Source organism: Pseudomonas sp. 22515, from assembly GCF_052044625.1.
GTDB classification, from domain to species: domain Bacteria; phylum Pseudomonadota; class Gammaproteobacteria; order Pseudomonadales; family Pseudomonadaceae; genus Aquipseudomonas; species Aquipseudomonas alloputida.
Genome location: NZ_JBQENN010000001.1, coordinates 155,962 through 178,472, shown reverse-complemented (window position 1 = coordinate 178,472; position 22,511 = coordinate 155,962). Strand labels below are relative to the sequence as shown.

The following is a 22,511-nucleotide window of genomic DNA, read 5'->3' as shown; positions in this document are numbered from 1 at the left end:
CGACCATTCATCCCCCCCGGTTGAAATCCTCCCCCCCACCCCCATATGAGTCTGCATCAGGCACTTTCGCCCCGCTGCGTGGAGACTCTCCCCTTGACCACAATCGTTTCTGTCCGCCGTAACGGCAAAGTCGTCATGGGCGGCGACGGCCAGGTATCCCTTGGCAACACCGTGATGAAAGGCAACGCCAAGAAGGTGCGCCGCCTGTACCACGGCCAGGTCATCGCGGGCTTCGCCGGCGCCACTGCCGACGCCTTCACCCTGTTCGAGCGCTTTGAAGGTCAGCTGGAAAAACACCAGGGTCACCTGGTACGCGCCGCCGTCGAGCTGGCCAAGGAATGGCGTACCGACCGCTCCCTGAGCCGCCTGGAAGCCATGCTGGCCGTGGCCAACAAGGATGCATCCCTGATCATCACCGGCAACGGTGACGTGGTCGAACCCGAAGATGGCCTGATCGCCATGGGTTCCGGCGGCGCCTATGCCCAGGCCGCAGCCCGTGCCCTGCTGAACAAGACCGACCTCTCGGCCCGCGAAATCGCCGAGACCGCCCTGAACATCGCCGGCGACATCTGCGTGTTCACCAACCACAACCTGACCATCGAGGAGCAGGACCTGGCCGACTGATTCAGCTGTTCTGGCGCCCCTTCCCGGTGAAGGGGCTTTTCCACGCTGACTCACCTGCCCAAGGACCGTATTGATCATGTCCATGACCCCCCGCGAGATCGTCCACGAACTCAACCGCCACATCATCGGCCAGGACGACGCCAAGCGCGCCGTGGCCATTGCCCTGCGCAACCGCTGGCGGCGCATGCAGCTCCCAGCCGAGTTGCGTGCCGAAGTCACCCCCAAGAACATCCTGATGATCGGCCCTACCGGCGTCGGCAAGACCGAAATCGCCCGCCGGCTGGCCAAACTGGCCAACGCGCCGTTCCTCAAGGTCGAAGCCACCAAGTTCACCGAAGTGGGCTACGTGGGCCGCGACGTCGAATCGATCATCCGTGACCTGGCCGATGCCGCGCTGAAGATGCTGCGCGAGCAGGAAATCATCCGCGTGCGCCACCGCGCCGAAGACGCCGCCGAAGACCGCATCCTCGACGCCCTGCTGCCCCAGGCACGCGTCACCAGCTTCAGCGAAGAAGCCGCACAGACCAGCAGCGACTCCAACACCCGCCAGCTGTTCCGCAAGCGCCTGCGCGAAGGCCAGCTGGACGACAAGGAAATCGAGATTGAAGTGGCCGATGCCGTAGGTGTCGAAATTGCTGCGCCGCCCGGCATGGAAGAAATGACCAACCAGCTGCAGAGCCTGTTTGCCAACATGGGCAAGGGCAAGCGCAAAGCGCGCAAGCTGAAGGTGAAAGAAGCGCTGAAGATGGTTCGCGATGAAGAAGCGAGCCGCCTGGTCAACGAGGAAGAACTCAAGGCCAAGGCTCTGGAAGCGGTCGAACAGCACGGCATCGTGTTCATCGACGAAATCGACAAGGTTGCCAAGCGCGGCAACGTTGGCGGCGCCGATGTGTCCCGTGAAGGCGTGCAGCGCGATCTGCTGCCGCTGATCGAAGGCTGCACCGTCAACACCAAGCTGGGCATGGTCAAGACCGACCACATTCTGTTCATTGCCTCGGGTGCATTCCACCTGAGCAAGCCGAGCGACCTGGTGCCCGAGCTGCAAGGCCGCCTGCCGATTCGTGTCGAGCTGAAGGCACTGACCCCGGAAGACTTCGAGCGCATCCTGCAGGAGCCGCACGCGTCGCTGACCGAGCAGTACCAGGCATTGCTGAAGACCGAAGGCCTGAACATCGAGTTCCTCGCCGACGGCATCAAGCGCCTGGCCGAGATTGCCTACCAGGTCAACGAGAAGACCGAAAACATCGGTGCCCGCCGCCTGCACACCCTGCTCGAGCGTTTGCTCGAAGAAGTGTCGTTCAGTGCGGGCGACCTGGCCAGCACCCATGACGAAGCGCCGATCCAGATCGACGCGGCGTATGTGAACAGCCACCTGGGTGAGCTGGCACAGAACGAAGACCTGTCGCGTTACATCCTGTAAGACCGGTTTCGACAGTTTCGNGATCCGTGCAGGGGCGGGCTTGCCCGCGAAGAGGCCCTTGAATCCCTCCCCCATAAGCTGGAAGCTGTGCTTCATCAGCTCCCGAGAGATTCTGCCCATGGCCCGCCTGCCTACCGCCATCAACCTGCACAAAGCCTCCAAAACCCTCAGCCTCACCTACGCGCCCGGCGAGGTCTACCACCTGCCTGCCGAATTCCTGCGCGTGCACTCTCCCTCCGCCGAGGTCCAGGGCCACGGCAACCCCATCCTGCAGTTCGGCAAGATCAACGTTGGCCTCAGTGGCCTGGAACCTGCCGGCCAATATGCACTGAAACTGACCTTCGACGACGGCCATGACAGCGGCTTGTTCACTTGGGAATACCTTGAGCAACTGTGCCTGCGCCAGGAACAACTGTGGGCGGAATACCTCGACGAGTTGCACAAGGCCGGCAAATCCCGCGACCCAGCCGAATCTGTGGTCAAGCTCATGCTCTAGCGCAAGGCCTGAGGGGTTTAGAGCGCATTTTCTAAATTCATCTGTTTGAATGACTTGCAGACAGCCCAGTGAAGGGCTGTCTTGCGCATTACACGAAAGTCGGGTAACCAATGGGTGTGGCAAGTTCCCTGCATCACTTTGCAGGTCGTCAGCACCCACGCAGCACCGCTGTTCCTTATCACTGGTCACCCGAGTAGCAGTACCGGGCTCAGGGCTGTGCACCCACCACAGCAACCGGTACTCGTCTCAGGACAACGGAGCGTCGTAGATGAGTAACAAGAACAACGATGAGCTGCAGCGGCAGGCCTCGGAAAACACCCTGGGGCTGAACCCGGTCATCGGCATCCGCCGCAAGGACCTGTTGAGCTCGGCACGCACCGTGCTGCGCCAGGCCGTGCGCCAACCGCTGCACAGCGCCAAGCATGTGGCTCACTTTGGCCTGGAGCTGAAGAACGTGTTGCTGGGCAAATCCAGCCTGGCCCCGGACAGCGACGACCGTCGCTTCAATGATCCGGCCTGGAGCAACAACCCGCTGTACCGCCGCTACCTGCAAACCTACCTGGCCTGGCGCAAGGAGCTGCAGGACTGGGTCAGCAGCAGCGACCTGTCCCCCCAGGACATCAGCCGCGGCCAGTTCGTCATCAACCTGATGACCGAGGCCATGGCGCCGACCAATACCCTGTCCAACCCGGCTGCGGTCAAACGCTTCTTCGAAACCGGCGGCAAGAGCCTGCTCGATGGCCTGTCCAACTTGGCCAAGGACATGGTCAATAACGGCGGCATGCCCAGCCAGGTGAACATGGATGCCTTCGAAGTGGGCAAGAACCTGGGCACCAGCGAAGGCGCGGTGGTGTACCGCAACGATGTGCTGGAACTGATCCAGTACAGCCCCATCACCGAGCAGGTGCATGCCCGCCCGCTGCTGGTGGTGCCACCGCAGATCAACAAGTTCTACGTGTTCGACCTCAGCCCGGAAAAGAGCCTGGCGCGCTTCTGCCTGCGCTCGCAGCAGCAGACCTTCATCATCAGCTGGCGCAACCCGACAAAGGCCCAGCGCGAGTGGGGCCTGTCCACCTACATCGATGCGCTGAAAGAAGCCGTCGACGCGGTACTGGCGATTACCGGCAGCAAAGACTTGAACATGCTCGGTGCCTGCTCCGGCGGCATCACCTGTACCGCACTGGTGGGCCACTATGCCGCCATTGGCGAGAACAAGGTCAACGCCCTGACCCTGCTGGTCAGCGTGCTGGACACCACCATGGACAACCAGGTTGCATTGTTTGTCGACGAGCAGACCTTGGAGGCCGCCAAGCGCCACTCTTATCAGGCGGGCGTGCTGGAAGGCAGCGAAATGGCCAAGGTGTTCGCCTGGATGCGCCCCAACGACCTGATCTGGAATTACTGGGTTAACAACTACCTGCTGGGCAATGAGCCCCCCGTGTTCGACATCCTGTTCTGGAACAACGACACCACGCGCCTGCCGGCCGCCTTCCACGGCGACCTGATCGAAATGTTCAAGAGCAACCCGCTGACCCGCCCCGACGCCCTGGAAGTGTGCGGCACCCCGATCGACCTGAAACAGGTCAAATGCGACATCTACAGCCTCGCCGGCACCAACGACCACATCACCCCATGGCCGTCATGCTACCGCTCGGCACATCTGTTCGGTGGCAAGATCGAATTCGTACTGTCCAACAGCGGGCATATCCAGAGCATCCTCAACCCGCCGGGCAACCCGAAGGCACGCTTCATGACCGGTGCCGACCGCCCGGGGGACCCGGTGGCCTGGCAGGAAAACGCCACCAAGCATGCAGACTCCTGGTGGTTGCACTGGCAAAGTTGGCTGGGCGAGCGTGCCGGTGCGCTGAAAAAGGCACCGACCCGCCTGGGCAACCGTGCCTACGCCGCCGGCGAAGCCTCCCCAGGCACCTACGTTCACGAGCGTTGAGTTACAGCGCCGTGGTGGCCCGCGGGGCGCCACGGTGTTTACTTCACCCAAGAGTCACGTGCATGCCGCAACCCTATATTTTCAGGACCGTCGAGCTGGACCACCAGTCCATCCGCACCGCTGTTCGCCCTGGCAAACCGCACCTGACGCCGTTGCTGATCTTCAACGGCATCGGCGCCAACCTCGAGCTGGTGTTCCCGTTCATCGATGCACTTGACCCGGACCTGGAAGTCATCGCCTTCGATGTGCCTGGGGTCGGCGGCTCGTCCACACCACGCCACCCGTATCGCTTCCCTGGGCTGGCCAAGCTGACCGCACGCATGCTCGACTACCTCGACTACGGCCAGGTCAACGTCATCGGCGTGTCCTGGGGCGGCGCCCTGGCCCAGCAGTTTGCTCACGATTACCCCGAGCGCTGCAAGAAACTGGTGCTGGCCGCCACCGCTGCCGGTGCGGTAATGGTGCCAGGCAAGCCCAAGGTGCTGTGGATGATGGCCAGCCCCCGGCGTTACGTGCAGCCGTCGCATGTCATCCGCATTGCACCGATGATCTATGGCGGCGGCTTCCGACGTGACCCCGACCTGGCCATGCACCATGCTGCCAAAGTGCGCTCCGGCGGCAAGCTGGGCTACTACTGGCAGCTGTTCGCAGGGCTCGGCTGGACCAGCATCCACTGGCTGCACAAGATCCAGCAGCCCACCCTGGTACTGGCCGGTGACGACGACCCGTTGATCCCGCTGATCAACATGCGCCTGCTGGCCTGGCGGATTCCCAATGCCCAGCTACACATTATCGACGACGGCCATCTGTTCCTGATCACCCGTGCCGAAGCCGTCGCCCCGATCATCATGAAGTTCCTGCAGGAAGAACGTCAGCGTGCGGTCATGCATCCCCGTCCGGCCTCGGGGGGGTGAAACAGCTGCGGCCTGACAGGGGAAATGGATCAGACGAGGGAGTGTTGCCATGAAAGACAAACCGGCCAAAGGATCGACAACGCTCCCCGCCACCCGCATGAACGTGCAGAACGCCATCCTCGGCCTGCGCGGCCGCGACCTGCTTTCCACGCTGCGCAACGTCGGCCGCCACGGCCTGCGCCACCCGCTGCATACCGCGCATCATCTGCTGGCGCTTGGCGGGCAGTTGGGGCGGGTGATGCTGGGGGACACGCCCTACCAGCCGAACCCGCGTGACGCACGCTTCAGTGACCCGACCTGGAGCCAGAACCCGTTCTACCGCCGCGGCCTGCAGGCCTATCTGGCCTGGCAGAAGCAGACACGCCAGTGGATCGATGAAAGCCATTTAAACGACGATGATCGAGCCCGCGCCCACTTCCTGTTCAACCTGATCAACGATGCGCTGGCGCCCAGCAACTCACTGCTCAATCCGCTGGCGGTCAAGGAGCTGTTCAACACCGGCGGCCAGAGCCTGGTGCGCGGCGTGGCCCACCTGCTCGACGACCTGCGTCACAACGATGGGCTGCCGCGTCAGGTGGACGAGCGCGCCTTCGAAGTAGGCGCCAACCTGGCGGCGACCCCTGGCGCAGTGGTATTTCGCAACGAGCTGCTGGAGCTGATCCAGTACTCGCCGATGAGCGAAAAGCAGCACGCACGCCCACTGCTGGTCGTGCCGCCTCAGATCAACAAGTTCTACATCTTCGACCTCAGCGCTACCAACAGCTTTGTCCAGTACATGCTCAAAAGCGGCTTGCAGGTGTTCATGGTCAGCTGGCGCAACCCCGACCCACGCCACCGTGAATGGGGCCTTTCCAGCTACGTGCAAGCCCTGGAGGAAGCGCTTAATGCCTGCCGCAGTATCAGCGGCAACCGCGACCCCAACCTGATGGGCGCCTGTGCCGGTGGCCTGACCATGGCCGCACTGCAAGGCCACCTGCAAGCCAAGCAGCAATTGCGCCGGGTACGCAGTGCCACCTACCTGGTCAGCTTGCTGGACAGCAAGTTCGAAAGCCCGGCCAGCCTGTTCGCCGATGAGCAGACCATCGAAGCGGCCAAGCGCCGCTCTTATCAGCGCGGCGTGCTGGACGGTGGCGAAGTGGCGCGGATCTTCGCCTGGATGCGGCCCAACGACCTGATCTGGAACTACTGGGTCAACAACTACCTGCTCGGCAAGACACCGCCGGCGTTCGACATCCTGTACTGGAATGCCGACAGCACGCGCCTGCCCGCCGCGCTGCATGGCGACCTGCTGGAGTTTTTCAAGCTCAACCCCTTGACCTACGCGTCCGGGCTGGAGGTGTGCGGTACCCCGATTGACCTGCAGCAGGTCAATATCGACAGCTTTACCGTGGCCGGCAGTAACGACCACATCACGCCATGGGACGCGGTGTACCGCTCGGCCTTGCTGCTGGGTGGCGAACGGCGCTTCGTGCTGGCCAACAGCGGGCATATCCAGAGCATCATCAACCCGCCAGGCAACCCCAAGGCCTACTACCTGGCCAACCCCAAGCTGAGCAGCGACCCACGCGCCTGGTTCCACGACGCCAAGCGCAGTGAAGGCAGCTGGTGGCCGTTGTGGCTGGAGTGGATCACCGCACGCTCCGGCCTTCTCAAGGCACCGCGCACTGAACTGGGCAACGCCACTTACCCACCGCTAGGCCCCGCGCCAGGCACCTACGTGCTGACCCGATGAGCTGCTGACTGGATGAAAACCCGCGACCGTATCCTTGAATGCGCCCTGCAGTTGTTCAACCAGCAGGGCGAACCCAACGTATCCACCCTGGAAATTGCCAACGAACTCGGCATCAGCCCAGGCAACCTGTACTACCACTTCCATGGCAAGGAGCCCTTGGTACTGGGCTTGTTCGAGCGTTTTGAAGAAGCGTTGATGCCGTTGCTGGACCCGCCGCTGGAGGTGCGCCTGGACGCAGAGGACTACTGGCTGTTTCTGCACTTGATCGTCGAGCGCATGGCTCAGTACCGCTTCCTGTTCCAGGACCTGTCCAACCTGACCGGGCGCCTGCCCAAGCTCGCCCGAGGCATGCGCAGCCTGATCAATGCAATCAAACGCACGCTGGCGGCGCTGTTGGCCAGCCTGAAGCGCCAGGGGCTGGTGGAGAGTGATACCCAGGCGCTGGGGCAACTGGTTGAGCAGATCACACTGACGCTGATGTTCTCGCTGGATTATCAGCGTGTGCTGGGGCGCGAGGGGGATGTGGGGATCGTGGTGTATCAGGTGATGATGCTGGTGGCGCCGCATCTGCAGGCCCAGGCCCGGGCGGCGGCGGAGCAGCTGGCAGTGAAGTACCTGGAGGGGTAGGCCTGCTGGAGATGTGGTGTTGCAGCCGACGCATTCGCGGGTAAACCCGCTCCTACAAGGTTTGGCGCATCTTGTGGGAGCGGGTTTACCCGCGAAGAAGGCGACGCGGTATCAGATCAGGGTACCGGTGCCGGTAGGTGCCGATGGCGTGCTGCTGGCCGGGGTAGCGGCAGGTGCCGGTGCAGTGGTCGCAGCAGGCGCAGCGCTGGCCGCTGGGGCCGCCGGCTTGGCGGCTGCCGGTTTGGCCGGCGCCTTCTTCACCGCAGGTTTCTTGGCCGCTGCCGGCTTCGCCGCAGGCTTGGCTGCTGCAGGCTTGGCTGCAGGTTTTGCCGCTGCGGTTTTGGCTGCGGGTTTTGCCGCTGCGGTTTTAGCAGCAGGTTTGGCCGCCGCCGTTTTCGCCGCAGGCTTGGCTGCTGCCTTGGCCAGTGGCTTGGCCGCAGCCTTGCTCGCAGCCGGCTTGGTTGCTGCAGTGCGCGACGAAATCGGCGTAACCGAAGCACCGGTCAGCTTCTCGATCTGCTTGGTCAGGCTGTCCACCTGCTGGTGCAGTGCCTTGATCTCGTTGCGGCTCGGCACACCCAGGCGCGAGATGGCGCTGTTAAGGCGCTTGTCGAAGGCTTCTTCAAGTTCGCTCCACTTGCCCAGCGCACGGTCCTTCACGCCCGACACCCGCGAAGTGGTCGAAGACTTGGCAGTCTCGGCAACATCTTCAGCCGTCTTTTTCGCCTGCTTCTCGGCCTTCTCGCCATCCTTCACCAGCGAGTCGAACAGCTTCGGGCCGTCCTGGTCGATCTTCGAATAGATACCCAGCCCCGCCAGCCAGATCTTGCGGGAGTATTTCTCGATCCCGCCGACCCAGGAGCTGCTTTCTTTTTCGGTGTTCTTCTTGCCAGCCATCCTGCTCTCCTTATGGTTTGTGCGCGACGCGCTCAAGCAGCTCATGCAACTGTTCAAGCTTGATCGACAACGCCTCAACGTCATGTTTAGACGGAATACCCAGGCGATTCAAGGCGCGACCGACCCGTGCGTCGAAAGCTTTTTCGATCTTGTCGAGTTGAATTTCTACCTTGCCGCGTACGCGGCTCACTTCTTCACCGACTTCGTCGAGCTGATGGTTGGCGGCATCGAGTTCTTTATCGATGCGCTTCTTGCCGCGCTTCTCGACACCTTCACCCGCCCTGACCAGCTCTTTGAAGTAGTCAGCGCCTTCCTGACCGACGCGGGCGTAGGCGCCGATACCGGCCAGCCAGATCTTGCGCGCATAGCCGCGCACCTCGCCAAGCGTGTCCAGGGCTTCGTCTTTTTTCTTCGCAATCACTTTGGCCATGCTGTGTACCTCATGCTCATGAGTGGTGGAAAACCGCCCATGGAGGCTGGGCTTGTGCATAAGGTAGGGAAGAAAATTAGAAACCTCACCCTAAGGTCTTCGTTGTCGCATCTATATACCGCAAGCCCCGTTCACCATAGCGCTAGCGTCGCAGGCCTCACCTCACGGACATCGACGCCATGACTGCTGTAGCAAACCCACCCAGGCTGACGTTCAAGCAACGCGTGGCAGCCTGTTTCTCCAAACGACCCAGCCTGCGGGACGTTTTATCAAAAGAAGCATTCCAGGTTTTCAGCGACCGGTATCCATGGGTGCACCGCAACCACCCTCACATCACATCGCTCGATCCTTTCGTCATCCTGCATGCACCGGCCAGCACCGATGACCTCTCACGTCAGAGCGGGCTGGTGGACGAGCTTCTCAAGCATTTTCTGGCCAAGGAACGTGTGCAACTGGGCGCCGCAGACAGGCTGAGCATCAGCCCTCCCCATGTGTTTCAAATTCAGGAGCAAAGCCAGGACAACATCCGCCAACCCGAAATCATGCCGGACCTGTCGAAGCTCAACGATGACTTCGATACAGTGCTTGGCGCGTTGATACCCGCCTTCCAGCAAGCCCAGATCGGCTTCTGGAACGGGCTCGACGAAGACAGCCAAGTCTCGCGCATGCTCTGGCTGGAGCACACCATCAAGGCTGCATTGCTCGAGAACCTCCCTCGCCAAGGTCTGGCAGATGATGCAAAAGCTGCAATGTACGCCCTGCTCGACGGGGTACACGACAGCCTGGCTGTCGAGGCGATACAAGTCACGCTCGGAACGGATGGCGGGGCACACACCGTTACCCTACCGGATCTGTTGCTCATCACCACAAGCGGCAACCGCAACCTGGTTCTGCAATGCAAGCCCTGCGGTTCGGTTCGTCGCCATGTTGACCTGCCCAGCTTTGCCACTGCGCTGCAACGGCAGCTAGCGCAACGCTATCGCTTCGAGGCATTGTCCTGGGCGCACACGCCGGTGATCGGACGGCCTTTCGCCTTCCAGGCCAGGCAGCTGCTGAACGATATCCTTGACGACATCGGACGCCTGCGTCTTGCTGGCCTGGCAACCGTCGACGAGTTGGAGCGACAACTGCGCCAGGTGAGCGACCCGTCAGCTTACTTCCTCGACCTGCCTTCGCAGGAACGAACTGCACCCGCCGTCAGTCCGCCGCGATGGCTGCTCAATGCCAGCGCTGAGGACCGCTATGCCTACCACACTGCACTGCTCGATCTGGCGGCGAACCAAGGTCGGTCGAAGGGTCGCACATCGCTGGGCGATGTCGAGGATATCCGTGATTACGCCGCTCGCCGCTTGCGTGAGACCCTGCAGACCAGCTACCCAGACAAGGCGGTGCACGACCCGAACGAGGTGCACATCCGCATTTCCCAGGCCATCATCGGCTCCGGCACACAAGGGCAGTCACTGTTCTTGCGCACGGTACCCCTGACCGACTTGGCAGTTTCACGCCTGCGGCTGGAGGCTGGCGAGGTGATGAGCGGGATGAATTTCGAGGACGGCTCGCCTGTGACCGACTGGCTGAGCATCGACCAGATCAGGGGCCTGATTCATCAGGTCGACATCGGCGGTCACTACCCCTCCTACCTGAAGGACCAAGTCAACACCCAACCGCGCAGGGCCGAGCGAATCCGACAGCATGCCAGGGAATGGCGTTACGCCCTTCGGTTCAGCACCCTGAAGGCCAAGATCGAGCAACAGCTTGGCGAAACGGCAAGCCAGGCAATTCTCAGGTTCTGCCAGGGCATGGACAATGGCGTGGACCTTCTGCGCATCGCCCCCCTGGCGTTTCTTTGCGCACCTGGCGCTTCGGCAAGCGATGTGGCGCAGGGGATGTTCATTATCGAAATACCGGCAAGCGGCACCTGGGTCTTGTACCGCCCATTCTATGCCGGCAGAGCGTTGCAGGAATTTCCGACCCTCGAATTGCTAATGGACGCAATCCGCAGCAGGGGCGAACTGCAAGAGAGCGTATTGGCCTGGCTCGACGATGACGCGCGCCCGATTTACCAGAACGACGGGTTCAAGCACCCGCACTTGCACCCGAACATTAAAGCGCTGACGCACCTGCTCAATGTGCCGGTCGAGCTACTGGACGGCCTTTTGCAACGCCTCAGACGCCCGGTCCAGGTCTCGTTCCAGGCGTGGACGGAAGATCTGGACACCTACCTGTTCAACGCGCGTATCGAGACCATGTTATTGGCCTCAGCCAGCAACAGCGTCTCCAATGCTCAAGAAGTGCGGGCTTTGGTGAAGGAGGCTGCGTGGGCGATCTTCAATACCGTCACCCAACTTTGGCATGGCCCGATGACCACGCTGGTGTGGCTGGTGGTGGCGCTGTCGGCAGCCAAGGAAGACGTGGAGGCGCTGATCAAGCGCAGCGGTGACAACAAGATCGTCGCAGCCATAGACCTGATCACCAACCTGGCCTTGCTCCTTGCCCACCGCCCTGCAACGCCACCCACCAACAGCGAAGAGGCCGCTACGCTCCGTTTTTCAGGCCCTGCGCCGAAGGAAGATTCCCCGCCGCCAGCGCTCGAGCAGCCACTGGAGAAACCCTGGCAGGCCCCCGTCGAGCCGCCGCCGCCCAGGATCATGCGGGTAAATGCCTGGCGTGAGGAGCAGAGCCTGAGCAAGCTGTCGCCCCAGGTGCGTCAGTCAATGGCCCAACTGCAGGCTTCGCAGCCGCTGGAAGGGCACGTGCCACTGGCTAAGGGCCGTCTGCGGGGGCTGTACAGCATCGCCGGCCGTTACTACGTCAAGCTCGGCGATGACGCCTATGAGGTCATCGAGACCTGGAACGGCATGCAGATCATCGGGCCCGAGCCGAGCAGCAGCGAATGGGTGTCGCAATGGAATGGCGACCCGGACGGTTATCACATCGTGGGTCGTGAACGGCAAAAAGGGCCATGGCTTACGCGCTGGCATGAACAATGGACTTTGAACGTGAGCCTCTTTGGCGGCATGCCAAAGGACAGGCACACCATCAACGCTGAAAACCGCCAACGGTTCGACACGTTGAGCGCAACCGCCACGGCGAATCAACAAATGCTTAATCAGATGGCGCCACTTATGGAACGCAGCCAAGTGCAACTGCAGGCTTATGACGACCTCGCTCTGGAGTACAGCATGGCTATCGACGCACTGCCTGCACATGAGCGCGCTTCACCGCCGCCAGCATTGCAGCTTCAGAGGCAGGCACTCAAAGCCCAACGCCTGCGCCATTTGCCGGAAATCCGGGCATCCGCGCTCTACCTGGAACGGCAGAGCACGCTGCTGCATGGAAACATCGAAGTATTCAAGGAGATGGCCGAACCCAGGTTCAGCAAATTCGACACCCGAGCCCCGAACCGACGGCGATACGGCAATTGGTACGGTGCAGCCATCGAAAACGACATGCTGCTGTGCCGCCGCCTGCTGGAGCAGGTCGACCATCAGGCACTGAGCGCACAGGCCATCGGGCTGCCCCGCTTTCCAGAGACAGCCGAGCAGATTCAGCAATACCTCGATCATCGTGAACGGGTACGCGATTCCTGCCAGGCCAGCCGCCGCCTGCTTGTCGTCAGCCAGCGGCTGGATCGGATCCTGGCGGAAACACTGCAGGACCCCAAGATCGATTTTGCCAATAAAGCCACGAAACTTGCTCAGACCATTCAACGCAGGACGTATTCGACGCTGGTCATTCGGGCCCAACTGCTCAGTGACCTGGCCTACCTCGCCGTGGACAAGTCTCGGCTCTCTGCGGACACGGCCGAGCATTTGCTTGCAATGCGCGCACCGCTCAGCGGCATCGAATTCAGCCGCACGGTATGGAGCCACGACGGCCTGGCAGCCACCGAAGAGACGGCCCAGGTCAAAGCCGAACTGCTTGAGGATATCCTTCAGAAATACCGTACCGTGCTGGACCGCGCCCAATACATGAAGACGTTGGACTCCCCTGCGCTGGTGAGTGAAATGCTGGACGAATACATACGCGAACTGTCCACGATCACCCAGATCACGGAGCAGCAACTGAGCGCGAGCTTGACCAACCTCGACAGCGGCATCAGTCCCCCCTCGCCAGCGCCCTACCATCGCCCGGCAACGATCAGGCGCCGGGTCATCCGTGTCGACCGAGGTCGACCGTTGCTGGTGGAAATCGACCAAATGGGCAACCGGGCCATCCAGCGCAGTGCATTCAATCAGGAGCCTGCGGGCAGCTTCGCTCAACGCGACGGGGTGTGGCATGCCGTGCCTGAGCAAGCGCGGCCGGCCCCGCGCGACCGGGCACAGCTTCGCCAGCGAGCAAACCGCCTGCTGGCAGAGGTGGATGGAAAAATCGCCTTCGCCGCTCACTATGCCGATGAGCCCAACAGCCTGAGCGACTTCCTGGAATGGCCGGCCGGTGACATGCGCGAAGTTCAGCAGCAACTGACCGAGCTGAACAACCCACTGGATTCCAGCTTGGTCGACCTCCTTCGGGCAGCCGTAGACCGCGTCCATCACGAAAGGCTTCGGCTGCTCACCGACGCGTATCTGAACACCCGCCATCCCGACGGCAAGGCCCTTCGTTTCCTGGCTGAGCAGAAGCGGATTCGTGTCAGGCAGACCGTGATTCGCCGGCAGCTACGTCACGCCAATGATTACCTCGACGTCTACGAGATTCGCGATGTGCAAGCGCCACAGCGGCTACTGTGGGAGGCGCACTTTCATTATTCCAGCCTCGAAGCGAGAGGGCATGACTTCGTCAAGGGCCACCTCAAGTTCTGGGATGCAGGTGTAAGGGGCCGCAAGGCCATGCTCGAGCAGGCCGCAGACGCACGCGAGCGCATCGCGATCTACCGCGGCGATCTGCGCCTGGAGCAGGTGATTGGCATCATTCCTTTCCCGGCGGACGCGCCGCAGTAGCCAGACAGCGGCGCCGGCTCAGGCCAGGGCCTTGTCCAGCGCCCGCTCGATCTCACCCTTGATGGTGCCGCTCATCATCGACAGCATCATGCCCAGCTTCAATTCGACGCGGATGCTGTCGTCGCCAATGTGCACGCTGCCATTGGCGCCACTGCGCGCAACGTCCACGCGGTCACCGTTCCAGGTGGCCTTGAGGTCGTACTCGCGGCTGAGCTTGTCGACCAGCGCTTCGGCCTTGGCGCGGGCGGCATCACGGCCGAGGGAGTGTTTGCGTTCGACGCTGATCTGGGTCATGCGGGCGTTCCTGAAGATGTAGACATAATGAGCATTATGCCCGCCCCTGCCCACTGGCACACCCCGCCAAGACAAATCCGCCCGTTCGCCCTAGAATGGCGGTAATTTTTTCCGGTGAAGCGATATGAACGACCAGCGCAAAGGCGACCACGCCGAACCCACCACCCATTTCGGCTACCAGGACGTGCCTGAAAGCCAGAAGGCGAAGAAAGTCGCCGAAGTGTTCCACTCGGTGGCAGCCAAGTACGACCTGATGAACGACGTGCTTTCCGGCGGCATGCACCGCCTGTGGAAGCGCTTTACCATCGAGCTGTCGGGCGTGCGCAGCGGCAACCGCGTACTGGACATCGCCGGCGGTACCGGTGACCTGGCGGCCAAGTTCTCCCGTCTTGTCGGGCCGACCGGGCAAGTGGTGCTGGCCGACATCAACGATTCGATGCTCAAGGTTGGCCGTGACCGCCTGCTTGACCGTGGCGTAGCCGGCAACATCGAGTTCGTCCAGGCCGACGCTGAAAAGCTGCCGTTCCCGGACAACCACTTCGACTGCGTGACCATCGCTTTCGGCCTGCGCAACGTTACCCACAAGGACGCCGCCATCCGTTCGATGCTGCGCGTGCTAAAGCCCGGTGGCCGCCTGTTGATCCTGGAGTTCTCCAAGCCGACCAACAAGCTGATGTCCAAGGCCTACGACGCCTACTCGTTCGCCTTCATGCCGCTGGCTGGCAAGCTGATCACCAATGACGCCGAGAGCTACCGTTACCTCGCCGAGTCGATCCGCATGCACCCTGACCAGGAAACCCTGAAGAGCATGATGGTCGAGGCTGGTTTCGACCGCGTCACCTACCACAACATGACCAGCGGCATCGTTGCCGTGCACCGGGGAATCAAGCCCTGATGTTGCTGGCCGGGCTGCTCGCCAGCGTCGAACATGGCCTGAACCGCGTCCTGCGCCTGGACAGCACGGCCCTGCCGCGGCTGGCCGCGCTGGAAGGCAAAGTCATCGAGATCGACTGCCGCCAACCGGCCCTGCAGGTGTTTATCCTGCCCGATGAAGAAGGCTTGATGCTCGCCGCCCATTGGGAGGGCGAGGTCGACTGCCGCCTGCGCGCCCCCGCCGGTAGCCTGGCGCAACTGGCCTTGGTCAAGGACAAGACCGCTGTACTGCACAGCCCGCAGGTCGAGCTGCACGGCGACAGCGCCGTACTGCTCGACCTGTTCGGTGTGCTGCAGGACCTGGAGCTGGACTGGGAGCACGAGCTGCAACGCTGGCTTGGCCCGGTCGCCACGGCAATGCTGGCCGGCCATATCCGCCTGCGCGCTCGCTGGACTCGCCAAGGCCTGGCACGGTTCAGCCAGAACCTGTCCGAATACCTGGCCGAAGAATCCCGTACCCTGGTCGGCAAGCGCGAAGCCGAAGCCGCCTTCAGCGAGCTCGATGCCTTGAAGCTTGATACAGAACGCCTCGAAGCGCGCCTCAAGCGCCTCTCCCGATCCCTTGATACCAGCGATAACGCATGAAGCTGCTCGCCGTCCGACGTCTTTTTCGCATCCAGCGTGTGGTGATCCGCTACCGCCTCGATGACCTGCTGTTCGACCAGCCCTTGCTGCCCTGGTGGCTGGCCAGCCTGCGCCTGTTGATGCCGTGGCGCTGGCTGCCACGCAAGCCCACCGAACTCAGCCGTGGCGCGCGCCTGCGCCTGGCACTGCAGGACCTGGGGCCGATCTTCATCAAGTTCGGCCAACTGCTGTCCACCCGCCGCGACCTGCTGCCCCCCGATATCGCCGACGAACTGATGCTGTTGCAGGACCGTGTGCCACCGTTCGACCCGAAAAAAGCCGTGGCCTTGATCGAGGAACAGCTCGGTGCGAAGGTCGGCGAGGTGTTCAGCCGCTTCGACGTCGAGCCTCTGGCCTCGGCCTCGGTGGCCCAGGTGCACGCCGCACGCCTGAAAACCGGCGAAGAGGTGGTGGTCAAGGTGGTGCGCCCGGGCCTGAAGCCGGTCATCGCCCAGGACCTGGCCTGGCTGTTCCTGATCGCCAAGGCCGCCGAACGCGCCTCGGCGGATGCCCGTCGCCTGCACCCGGTGGAAATCGTCGGCGACTACGAAAAAACCATCTACGACGAGCTCGACCTGCTGCGCGAGGCTGCCAACGCCAGCCAGCTGCGGCGCAACTTCGAAGACTCCGAGCTGATGTACGTGCCCCAGGTGTACTGGGACCTGTGCCGCCCCAAGGTGCTGGTGATGGAGCGCATCTACGGCGTACCGGTGACCGACATGGCCACCTTGGCCGACCAGCGCACCGACATGAAGCTGCTGGCCGAGCGCGGCGTGGAAGTGTTCTTCACCCAGGTGTTCCGCGACAGCTTCTTCCATGCCGACATGCACCCTGGCAACATCTTCGTCAGCACGGTCAAACCGTGGAGCCCACAGTACATTGCCATCGACTGCGGCATCGTCGGCAGCCTCACCGCCGAGGACCAGGACTACCTGGCGCGCAACCTGTTTGCCTTCTTCAAGCGTGACTACCGCCGCGTCGCCCAGTTGCACATCGACTCGGGTTGGGTGCCGGCAAACACCAAGGTCAACGAGTTCGAAGCAGCGATTCGCACCGTGTGCGAGCCGATCTTTGAAAAACCGTTAAAAGATATTTCCTTCGGCCAGGTGCTGATGCGCCTGTTCCAGACCGCACGGCGCTTCAACATGGAAGTGCAGCCACAGTTGGTATTGCTGCAGAAAACCCTGCTCAACATCGAAGGCCTGGGCCGACAGCTGTACCCCGACCTGGACCTGTGGAGCACCGCCAAGCCGTACCTCGAACGCTGGATGCGCGACCGCTATAGCCCCAAGGCCGTGTTCGGCAACCTGCACAGCCAGGTAGAGCAACTGCCGCACCTGGCCGGCATGACCCGCGACCTGCTCGAGCGCCTGTCGCAGCCTCACCTGCACGATCCACAACTGCCGGAACGGCGCCGCCAGGGCGACCGCTGGGCGCTGCGCCTGCTGGGCGCCGGCCTGCTTGGCGGTGGCGCAGTTTTGGCTGCAGGCGCTGCCGAAACCGCCAGCCTGGCCGCCCCGGCCGCCTGGCCAGCCTGGTTGATGCTGGCTGCGGGCCTTTACCTGATCGTGCGCCAATAGCCAGCCGCGCCTGTGGCTGGCACACTAGCGCAAAGGGCCCGGCACAGGAGCGGGCCCGTTTTGGAGTCGACGATGAAAGACTGGCTGGACGAGATCAAGTGGAACAGCGATGGCCTGGTACCGGCGATCGCCCAGGACCACAAGACCGGACGCGTGCTGATGATGGCCTGGATGAACCGTGAATCGCTGGCCCTGACCGCCGCCGAGCAGCGTGCCATCTACTGGTCGCGTTCGCGTGGCAAGCTGTGGCGTAAAGGCGAGGAGTCCGGGCATGTGCAAAAACTGCATGAGTTGCGCCTGGACTGTGACGCCGACGTGATCATCCTGATGGTCGAGCAACTGGGCCATATCGCCTGCCATACCGGTCGTGAAAGCTGCTTCTACCGCGTCTATGAAGACGGCCAGTGGAAAATCGTCGACCCGGTCCTGAAGGACCCGGATGCCATCTACAGCGCAGGACATTGACATGAGCGACACCCTCAACCGCCTGGCCGAAGTGCTTGAAGAACGCAAGCAAGCGGCGCCTGACAGCTCCTACGTGGCCAGCCTGTACCACAAGGGCCTGAACAAGATCCTTGAAAAGCTCGGCGAAGAGTCGGTCGAAACGATCATTGCTGCCAAGGATGCCCAGATCAGCAAGGATTACAGCGATGTCATCTACGAAACCGCCGACCTGTGGTTTCATAGCCTGGTGATGCTCAGTGCGCTGGGCCAGCATCCGCAAACCGTGCTGGATGAGCTGGAACGCCGCTTCGGGCTTTCCGGGCATGATGAAAAGGCCGCACGCCAGCCTTCGGCTTGAGCACAACGCATTCTAGGAGAGCACCATGGGTATTTTTGACTGGAAACACTGGATTGTCCTGCTGGTCGTCGTGGTCCTGGTATTCGGCACCAAGAAGCTGAAGAACTTCGGCAGCGACCTGGGCGAGTCGATCAAGGGCTTCCGCAAGGCCATGAACGAAGAAGAGAGCAAGCCGGCCGAGCAGACTCCGCCGCCTGCCCAACCTGTGCCACCGGTGCAAAACACCGCGCAGCCGCAGCAAGGCCACACCATCGAAGGCCAGGCCCACCCGGTCCAAGAGCCGCAGCGGAAAGACTGACCCATGTTCGGCATCAGTTTCAGCGAGCTCCTGCTCGTCGGCCTGGTCGCCCTGCTGGTGCTCGGTCCCGAGCGCCTGCCGGGTGCCGCGCGCACGGCAGGCCTGTGGATCGGCCGGCTCAAGCGCAGCTTCAACAGCATCAAGATGGAAGTGGAGCGCGAAATTGGCGCCGACGACATCCGCCGCCAGCTGCATAACGAGCACATCCTGCAGATGGAAGAGGAAGCCAAGCGCATCCTCAACCCAATGACGCCACCCGCGAAGCCGCCGGTCACCACGGCCAGCGTGCAGCCACCTGCCGGGCTCGAAGCCAGGCCGGTCGAAGCACCTGCTGCCCCGGCCGCACCGTCTGAACCGCCTCAACCGCCGCGAGCCCCATGAGCGAGAATCCGGAACACGACCAGCCGATGCCGCTGGTTTCGCACCTGACCGAACTGCGCACCCGCCTGCTGCGCTGTGTTGCCGTCATTTTCCTGATCTTTGCCGGGCTGTTCTCCTTCGCCCAGCAGATCTACACACTGGTTTCCGCGCCGCTGCGCGAGCACTTGCCGGCCAACGCAACGATGATCGCCACCGATGTGGCCTCGCCGTTCCTCACGCCGTTCAAGCTGACCATGATCGTCTCGCTGTTCCTGGCCATCCCGTTCATCCTTCAGCAGATCTGGGGTTTTATCGCGCCAGGGCTGTACCGCCATGAAAAGCGCATCGCCATTCCACTGTTGGTGTCGAGCATCTTCCTGTTCTATGCCGGCATGGCCTTCGCCTACTTCCTTGTATTCCCGCTGATCTTCGGTTTCTTCGCCAGCGCCACGCCAGAAGGCGTTTCGATGATGACCGACATCGCAAGCTACCTCGACTTCGTGATGACGCTGTTCTTCGCCTTTGGCGTGGCCTTCGAAATCCCGGTGGCGGTGGTGCTGCTGGTGTGGATCGGCGTGGTCGACGTGAAGTACCTGAAGAAAGTACGCCCTTATGTGATCATCGGCTGCTTCGTGGTCGGCATGGTCCTCACCCCACCGGACATCTTCTCCCAGACCCTGCTGGCCGTGCCCATGTGGCTGCTGTTCGAGATCGGCGTGCTGTGCGGCAGCCTTATCCGCAAGCGCAGCGCCCACGACGAAACCGCCGATGACCATAACGACCAGCCACCAGCGACCCAACCGTGAACCTGCTGCTTCTTGAAGAGGCCGACTTCGTCTCGGCCAACCGTGTCGTTCTTGCTGATCGGCGCTTCACCCATATGCAGGAAATCCACCGCGTGGCAGTGGGCGACAACCTGCGCGTGGGCCGTATCAATGGCCTGATGGGCAAGGCCACGGTGCTGCGCCTGGAAAAGCACGAAGCCGAACTTGAAGTGGCCTTCGACCAGCAGCCACCGGCCAAGCTGCCGCTGACCCTGGTGCTGGCGGTGCCGCGCCCCAAAATGCTGCGACGGCTGTTCCAGACCGTGGCCACGCTGGGCGTGCCGCGGCTGATCCTGCTGAACAGCTACAAAGTCGAGAAAAGCTTCTGGCAAACACCTTTTCTGCAGCCCGAGAGCATTCGCGAAAACCTGATCCTGGGCCTGGAACAGGCGCGCGACACCGTGTTGCCCGAGGTGATCATTGAAAAACGCTTCAAGCCTTTTGTCGAAGACCGCCTGCCCACCATCGCCGCCGGCACCCTGGGCCTGGTCGGCCATCCCGGCCCCTACCCAGCCTGTCCACGCGCCGTAGAGCAAACCGTTACCCTGGCCATTGGCCCCGAGGGTGGCTGGATCCCCTACGAGATCGACCTGCTGGGCAAGGCAGGCCTGGCGCCGGTACAGCTGGGTGATCGCATCTTGCGGGTGGAGACCGCCGTCACCGCGCTGCTTTCGCGTATTTTCTGACACAAACACCACTTTTCCGCCCATCAAGTTTCCCTCTCCCGGGCCGATGGCCTTGGCAACAATACAATTATTTGTGCTGCCAAGCCGCCGGGAGTCGAACATGTATCAATGGTTAGCCCAATCGCTGGGCGATGTGAGCGTCAATCGCAAACTGGGGCTGGGTTTCGGCCTGGTGCTGCTGTTTACCCTGGCGATTACCCTGACCGGCTGGCACGGCATGGACAGCATCATCGACCGTGGCGACAAGCTGGGAAACATCTCTGTCATCCAGCAATACACCCAGGAATTGCGCATCGCCCGACAGCATTACGATCGCCGCCGCGACGACGCTTCGCTGGCAGAACTGGAAAAAGCCCTGAGCAACCTCGACCGCCAGGTGCAGCGGATGCTTGGCCAGATCGAACAACCCGCCGACCGCCAACGCCTCGAACAGCAACGCGAGGCAGTGCGCACCTACCAGCAGGCATTCAACGAGCTTAAGCAAGCCGACCAACGCCGCGAAGCCAGCCGTGATGTACTGGGTAGCAGCGCCGATAAAGCCGTGGAGTTGATAGGCCGCGTACAGCGTAGCCTGCTGCAAGGCGCAAACATCAACCAGTACCAGCACGCGGTGGACGTCAGCGCCCTGCTGCAACAAGCGCGTTTCCAGGTGCGTGGCTACACCTACAGCGGCAATGCCGATTACCAGCAAACGGCACTGAAGGCCATCGACCAGGCCTTGGCCGAGCTGCGTGCACTGCCGGCCAAAGTGCCAGCCGAACATGCTGCCAGCCTGGATGATGCCGCCACGGCCATGGGCGGCTACCGCGATGCGGTGAACCAATTCGGCAATGCCCAGCTTGCCAGTGAGCAAGCGCTGCAACGCATGGTTGAACAAGGCACGGTACTGCTGCAGGCCAGCCAGATGATGACCACCTCGCAAACTGAGGTGCGCGATGCCGCGGCCGCGCAGGCTAAAACACTGCTGGCAGTTGCCACCGTGCTGGCACTGGCCCTTGGCCTGCTGGCCGCCTGGGCCATTACCCGGCAGATCATCATCCCTCTGCGCCAAACACTGCGCGCCGCAGAGCGTGTGGCCAGCGGAGACCTGACCCAGAGCCTGCAGATGCAACGCCGCGACGAACTGGGCCAATTGCAGGCCAGCATGCATCGTATGACCCAAGGTTTGCGTGAACTGATCGGCGGTATTGGCGATGGCGTGACGCAGATCGCCAGCGCTGCCGAGGAGCTGTCGGCGGTCACAGAGCAGACCAGCGCCGGGGTCAACAACCAAAAGGTCGAAACCGACCAGGTGGCGACCGCGATGAACCAGATGACTGCCACCGTGCACGAAGTGGCACGCAATGCCGAACAGGCTTCGGAAGCCGCCTTGGTGGCCGACCAGCAGGCCCGCGAGGGCGATCGCGTGGTGGGCGAGGCAGTGGCACAGATCGAGCGCCTGGCAAGCGAAGTGATCAACTCCAGCGAAGCGATGAACCTGCTCAAGACCGAGAGCGACAAGATCGGCAGCGTACTCGACGTAATCAAATCGGTGGCCCAGCAAACCAACCTGCTGGCCCTCAACGCAGCAATCGAAGCCGCCCGCGCCGGAGAGGCCGGGCGTGGCTTTGCCGTGGTTGCCGACGAAGTGCGCAGCTTGGCCCAACGCACACAGCAGTCGACCGAAGAGATCGAAGAGTTGATTGCCGGCCTGCAAAGCGGCACCCAACGGGTGGCCAGCGTGATGGACAACAGCCGCCAACTGACCGACAGCAGCGTCGAGCTGACCCGCCGCGCCGGCAGCTCGCTGGAAACCATCACCCGCACGGTGTCGTCGATTCAGGCAATGAACCAGCAGATTGCCACAGCGGCCGAGGAGCAGACGGCGGTGGCCGAAGAAATCAATCGCAGCGTGATGAATGTGCGTGATATTTCCGACCAGACCTCGGCGGCGAGTGAGGAGACGGCCAGCTCCAGCGTGGAACTGGCGCGGTTGGGTACCCATTTGCAAGGGTTGGTTGGGCGGTTCCGGCTGTGATCTGAACCAGCGGTCGCCCGGTGGGGCCTCTTCGCGGGTAAACCCGCTCCTNCATGCACAGGCCG

At 62.3% G+C, this 22,511-nt stretch carries 21 protein-coding genes and 1 pseudogene; 19 read left to right on the top strand and 3 right to left on the bottom strand.

What is annotated here, in order from left to right; translation table 11 throughout:
* Window positions 1-93 precede the first annotated feature (93 nt).
* The 7 genes from hslV to ACTJJN_RS00735 all read left to right on the top strand — a co-directional run bounded on the left by hslV (window position 94) and on the right by ACTJJN_RS00735 (window position 7,761).
* Entirely contained in the window at window positions 94-624 is a 531-nt protein-coding gene (gene hslV, locus ACTJJN_RS00765; protein WP_003249309.1) for an ATP-dependent protease subunit HslV, read from the top strand.
* A gap of 76 nt (window positions 625-700) precedes the next feature.
* A complete protein-coding gene (gene hslU / locus ACTJJN_RS00760) occupies window positions 701-2,044 on the top strand; it encodes an ATP-dependent protease ATPase subunit HslU (protein ID WP_003249308.1) in 1,344 nt (447 codons plus the stop codon).
* A gap of 118 nt (window positions 2,045-2,162) precedes the next feature.
* The gene (locus ACTJJN_RS00755; RefSeq protein ID WP_003249306.1) at window positions 2,163-2,540 is read left to right on the top strand and encodes a gamma-butyrobetaine hydroxylase-like domain-containing protein; all 378 of its coding nucleotides are present in this window, start codon (window positions 2,163-2,165) and stop codon (window positions 2,538-2,540) included.
* 268 nt (window positions 2,541-2,808) lie between these two features.
* On the top strand, window positions 2,809-4,488 hold the full coding sequence (phaC, locus tag ACTJJN_RS00750; RefSeq protein ID WP_440780742.1) for a class II poly(R)-hydroxyalkanoic acid synthase: 1,680 nt from the start codon (window positions 2,809-2,811) through the stop codon (window positions 4,486-4,488).
* Between the two features lie 62 nt (window positions 4,489-4,550).
* Window positions 4,551-5,402, top strand: a complete 852-nt coding sequence (gene phaZ, locus ACTJJN_RS00745; RefSeq protein ID WP_003249302.1) for a poly(3-hydroxyalkanoate) depolymerase — start codon at window positions 4,551-4,553, stop codon at window positions 5,400-5,402.
* Between the two features lie 49 nt (window positions 5,403-5,451).
* The gene (phaC, locus tag ACTJJN_RS00740; protein WP_004576726.1) at window positions 5,452-7,134 is read left to right on the top strand and encodes a class II poly(R)-hydroxyalkanoic acid synthase; all 1,683 of its coding nucleotides are present in this window, start codon (window positions 5,452-5,454) and stop codon (window positions 7,132-7,134) included.
* Between the two features lie 12 nt (window positions 7,135-7,146).
* Window positions 7,147-7,761 carry a TetR/AcrR family transcriptional regulator gene (locus ACTJJN_RS00735; protein ID WP_012053918.1) on the top strand — a complete coding sequence of 205 codons (615 nt, stop codon included), beginning with the start codon at window positions 7,147-7,149 and terminating at the stop codon, window positions 7,759-7,761.
* Window positions 7,762-7,872: 111 nt separating this feature from the next.
* Here ACTJJN_RS00735 and ACTJJN_RS00730 read toward each other — a convergent pair whose 3' ends face one another.
* Window positions 7,873-8,658 (bottom strand): phasin family protein, encoded by a 786-nt coding sequence (locus ACTJJN_RS00730; RefSeq protein WP_012053919.1) that lies wholly within the window; start codon window positions 8,656-8,658, stop codon window positions 7,873-7,875.
* Between the two features lie 10 nt (window positions 8,659-8,668).
* Complete coding sequence (locus ACTJJN_RS00725) at window positions 8,669-9,088, bottom strand: phasin family protein (protein WP_010955571.1); 420 nt, start codon at window positions 9,086-9,088, stop codon at window positions 8,669-8,671.
* 179 nt (window positions 9,089-9,267) lie between these two features.
* On the opposite strand from ACTJJN_RS00725, the gene ACTJJN_RS00720 reads away from it, so the two are divergent.
* The gene (locus ACTJJN_RS00720; protein ID WP_440780741.1) at window positions 9,268-14,028 is read left to right on the top strand and encodes a hypothetical protein; all 4,761 of its coding nucleotides are present in this window, start codon (window positions 9,268-9,270) and stop codon (window positions 14,026-14,028) included.
* A gap of 18 nt (window positions 14,029-14,046) precedes the next feature.
* On the opposite strand, the gene ACTJJN_RS00715 is transcribed toward ACTJJN_RS00720, so the two are convergent.
* The gene (locus tag ACTJJN_RS00715; RefSeq protein ID WP_003249289.1) at window positions 14,047-14,322 is read right to left on the bottom strand and encodes a polyhydroxyalkanoic acid system family protein; all 276 of its coding nucleotides are present in this window, start codon (window positions 14,320-14,322) and stop codon (window positions 14,047-14,049) included.
* 124 nt (window positions 14,323-14,446) lie between these two features.
* Between ACTJJN_RS00715 and ubiE the strand changes: the two genes are divergently transcribed.
* The 11 genes and pseudogenes from ubiE (at window position 14,447) to ACTJJN_RS00660 (ending at window position 22,446) form a co-directional block, all read left to right on the top strand.
* Window positions 14,447-15,217 (top strand): bifunctional demethylmenaquinone methyltransferase/2-methoxy-6-polyprenyl-1,4-benzoquinol methylase UbiE, encoded by a 771-nt coding sequence (gene ubiE / locus ACTJJN_RS00710; RefSeq protein ID WP_004576729.1) that lies wholly within the window; start codon window positions 14,447-14,449, stop codon window positions 15,215-15,217.
* Window positions 15,217-15,840 carry a ubiquinone biosynthesis accessory factor UbiJ gene (locus ACTJJN_RS00705; protein WP_003249286.1) on the top strand — a complete coding sequence of 208 codons (624 nt, stop codon included), beginning with the start codon at window positions 15,217-15,219 and terminating at the stop codon, window positions 15,838-15,840. Before ubiE ends, ACTJJN_RS00705 begins: the two co-directional genes overlap by 1 nt.
* Complete coding sequence (gene ubiB, locus ACTJJN_RS00700) at window positions 15,837-17,459, top strand: ubiquinone biosynthesis regulatory protein kinase UbiB (protein WP_004576731.1); 1,623 nt, start codon at window positions 15,837-15,839, stop codon at window positions 17,457-17,459. The genes ACTJJN_RS00705 and ubiB overlap by 4 nt, the downstream gene beginning before the upstream one ends.
* Before the next feature lie 72 nt (window positions 17,460-17,531).
* Window positions 17,532-17,924 (top strand): phosphoribosyl-AMP cyclohydrolase, encoded by a 393-nt coding sequence (gene hisI, locus ACTJJN_RS00695; protein WP_003249284.1) that lies wholly within the window; start codon window positions 17,532-17,534, stop codon window positions 17,922-17,924.
* Between the two features lies 1 nt (window position 17,925).
* Window positions 17,926-18,261 carry a phosphoribosyl-ATP diphosphatase gene (locus ACTJJN_RS00690; protein ID WP_324736822.1) on the top strand — a complete coding sequence of 112 codons (336 nt, stop codon included), beginning with the start codon at window positions 17,926-17,928 and terminating at the stop codon, window positions 18,259-18,261.
* 25 nt (window positions 18,262-18,286) lie between these two features.
* Window positions 18,287-18,559, top strand: a complete 273-nt coding sequence (locus ACTJJN_RS00685) for a twin-arginine translocase TatA/TatE family subunit (RefSeq protein WP_003249282.1) — start codon at window positions 18,287-18,289, stop codon at window positions 18,557-18,559.
* A 3-nt stretch (window positions 18,560-18,562) separates the two neighbouring features.
* Window positions 18,563-18,940: a Sec-independent protein translocase protein TatB gene (tatB, locus tag ACTJJN_RS00680; protein ID WP_003249280.1), complete on the top strand. Its 378-nt coding sequence runs from the start codon at window positions 18,563-18,565 to the stop codon at window positions 18,938-18,940.
* On the top strand, window positions 18,937-19,725 hold the full coding sequence (tatC, locus tag ACTJJN_RS00675) for a twin-arginine translocase subunit TatC (protein ID WP_010955577.1): 789 nt from the start codon (window positions 18,937-18,939) through the stop codon (window positions 19,723-19,725). Before tatB ends, tatC begins: the two co-directional genes overlap by 4 nt.
* Window positions 19,722-20,429 (top strand): 16S rRNA (uracil(1498)-N(3))-methyltransferase, encoded by a 708-nt coding sequence (locus ACTJJN_RS00670; RefSeq protein WP_012053922.1) that lies wholly within the window; start codon window positions 19,722-19,724, stop codon window positions 20,427-20,429. The genes tatC and ACTJJN_RS00670 overlap by 4 nt, the downstream gene beginning before the upstream one ends.
* A gap of 46 nt (window positions 20,430-20,475) precedes the next feature.
* Window positions 20,476-21,591: pseudogene (locus ACTJJN_RS00665) on the top strand (methyl-accepting chemotaxis protein); the annotation flags it as partial.
* Complete coding sequence (locus tag ACTJJN_RS00660) at window positions 21,574-22,446, top strand: methyl-accepting chemotaxis protein (RefSeq protein WP_416383866.1); 873 nt, start codon at window positions 21,574-21,576, stop codon at window positions 22,444-22,446. The pseudogene ACTJJN_RS00665 and the gene ACTJJN_RS00660, both read left to right, overlap by 18 nt.
* Window positions 22,447-22,511: the final 65 nt, after the last annotated feature.

Bases quoted from the DNA above. Each gene is read 5' to 3' on its own strand.
- ACTJJN_RS00660 (WP_416383866.1), top strand. From the start codon at position 21,574: ATGCATCGTATGACCCAAGGTTTGCGTGAACTGATCGGCGGTATTGGC.
- ACTJJN_RS00735 (WP_012053918.1), top strand. From the start codon at position 7,147: ATGAAAACCCGCGACCGTATCCTTGAATGCGCCCTGCAGTTGTTCAAC.
- ACTJJN_RS00715 (WP_003249289.1), bottom strand. From the start codon at position 14,322: ATGACCCAGATCAGCGTCGAACGCAAACACTCCCTCGGCCGTGATGCC.
- ACTJJN_RS00720 (WP_440780741.1), top strand. From the start codon at position 9,268: ATGACTGCTGTAGCAAACCCACCCAGGCTGACGTTCAAGCAACGCGTG.
- ACTJJN_RS00755 (WP_003249306.1), top strand. From the start codon at position 2,163: ATGGCCCGCCTGCCTACCGCCATCAACCTGCACAAAGCCTCCAAAACC.
- phaZ (WP_003249302.1), top strand. From the start codon at position 4,551: ATGCCGCAACCCTATATTTTCAGGACCGTCGAGCTGGACCACCAGTCC.
- ACTJJN_RS00705 (WP_003249286.1), top strand. From the start codon at position 15,217: ATGTTGCTGGCCGGGCTGCTCGCCAGCGTCGAACATGGCCTGAACCGC.
- ACTJJN_RS00685 (WP_003249282.1), top strand. From the start codon at position 18,287: ATGGGTATTTTTGACTGGAAACACTGGATTGTCCTGCTGGTCGTCGTG.
- tatB (WP_003249280.1), top strand. From the start codon at position 18,563: ATGTTCGGCATCAGTTTCAGCGAGCTCCTGCTCGTCGGCCTGGTCGCC.
- ubiB (WP_004576731.1), top strand. From the start codon at position 15,837: ATGAAGCTGCTCGCCGTCCGACGTCTTTTTCGCATCCAGCGTGTGGTG.
- ACTJJN_RS00730 (WP_012053919.1), bottom strand. From the start codon at position 8,658: ATGGCTGGCAAGAAGAACACCGAAAAAGAAAGCAGCTCCTGGGTCGGC.
- ACTJJN_RS00725 (WP_010955571.1), bottom strand. From the start codon at position 9,088: ATGGCCAAAGTGATTGCGAAGAAAAAAGACGAAGCCCTGGACACGCTT.
- ACTJJN_RS00690 (WP_324736822.1), top strand. From the start codon at position 17,926: ATGAGCGACACCCTCAACCGCCTGGCCGAAGTGCTTGAAGAACGCAAG.
- hisI (WP_003249284.1), top strand. From the start codon at position 17,532: ATGAAAGACTGGCTGGACGAGATCAAGTGGAACAGCGATGGCCTGGTA.
- phaC (WP_440780742.1), top strand. From the start codon at position 2,809: ATGAGTAACAAGAACAACGATGAGCTGCAGCGGCAGGCCTCGGAAAAC.
- ubiE (WP_004576729.1), top strand. From the start codon at position 14,447: ATGAACGACCAGCGCAAAGGCGACCACGCCGAACCCACCACCCATTTC.
- tatC (WP_010955577.1), top strand. From the start codon at position 18,937: ATGAGCGAGAATCCGGAACACGACCAGCCGATGCCGCTGGTTTCGCAC.
- phaC (WP_004576726.1), top strand. From the start codon at position 5,452: ATGAAAGACAAACCGGCCAAAGGATCGACAACGCTCCCCGCCACCCGC.
- hslU (WP_003249308.1), top strand. From the start codon at position 701: ATGTCCATGACCCCCCGCGAGATCGTCCACGAACTCAACCGCCACATC.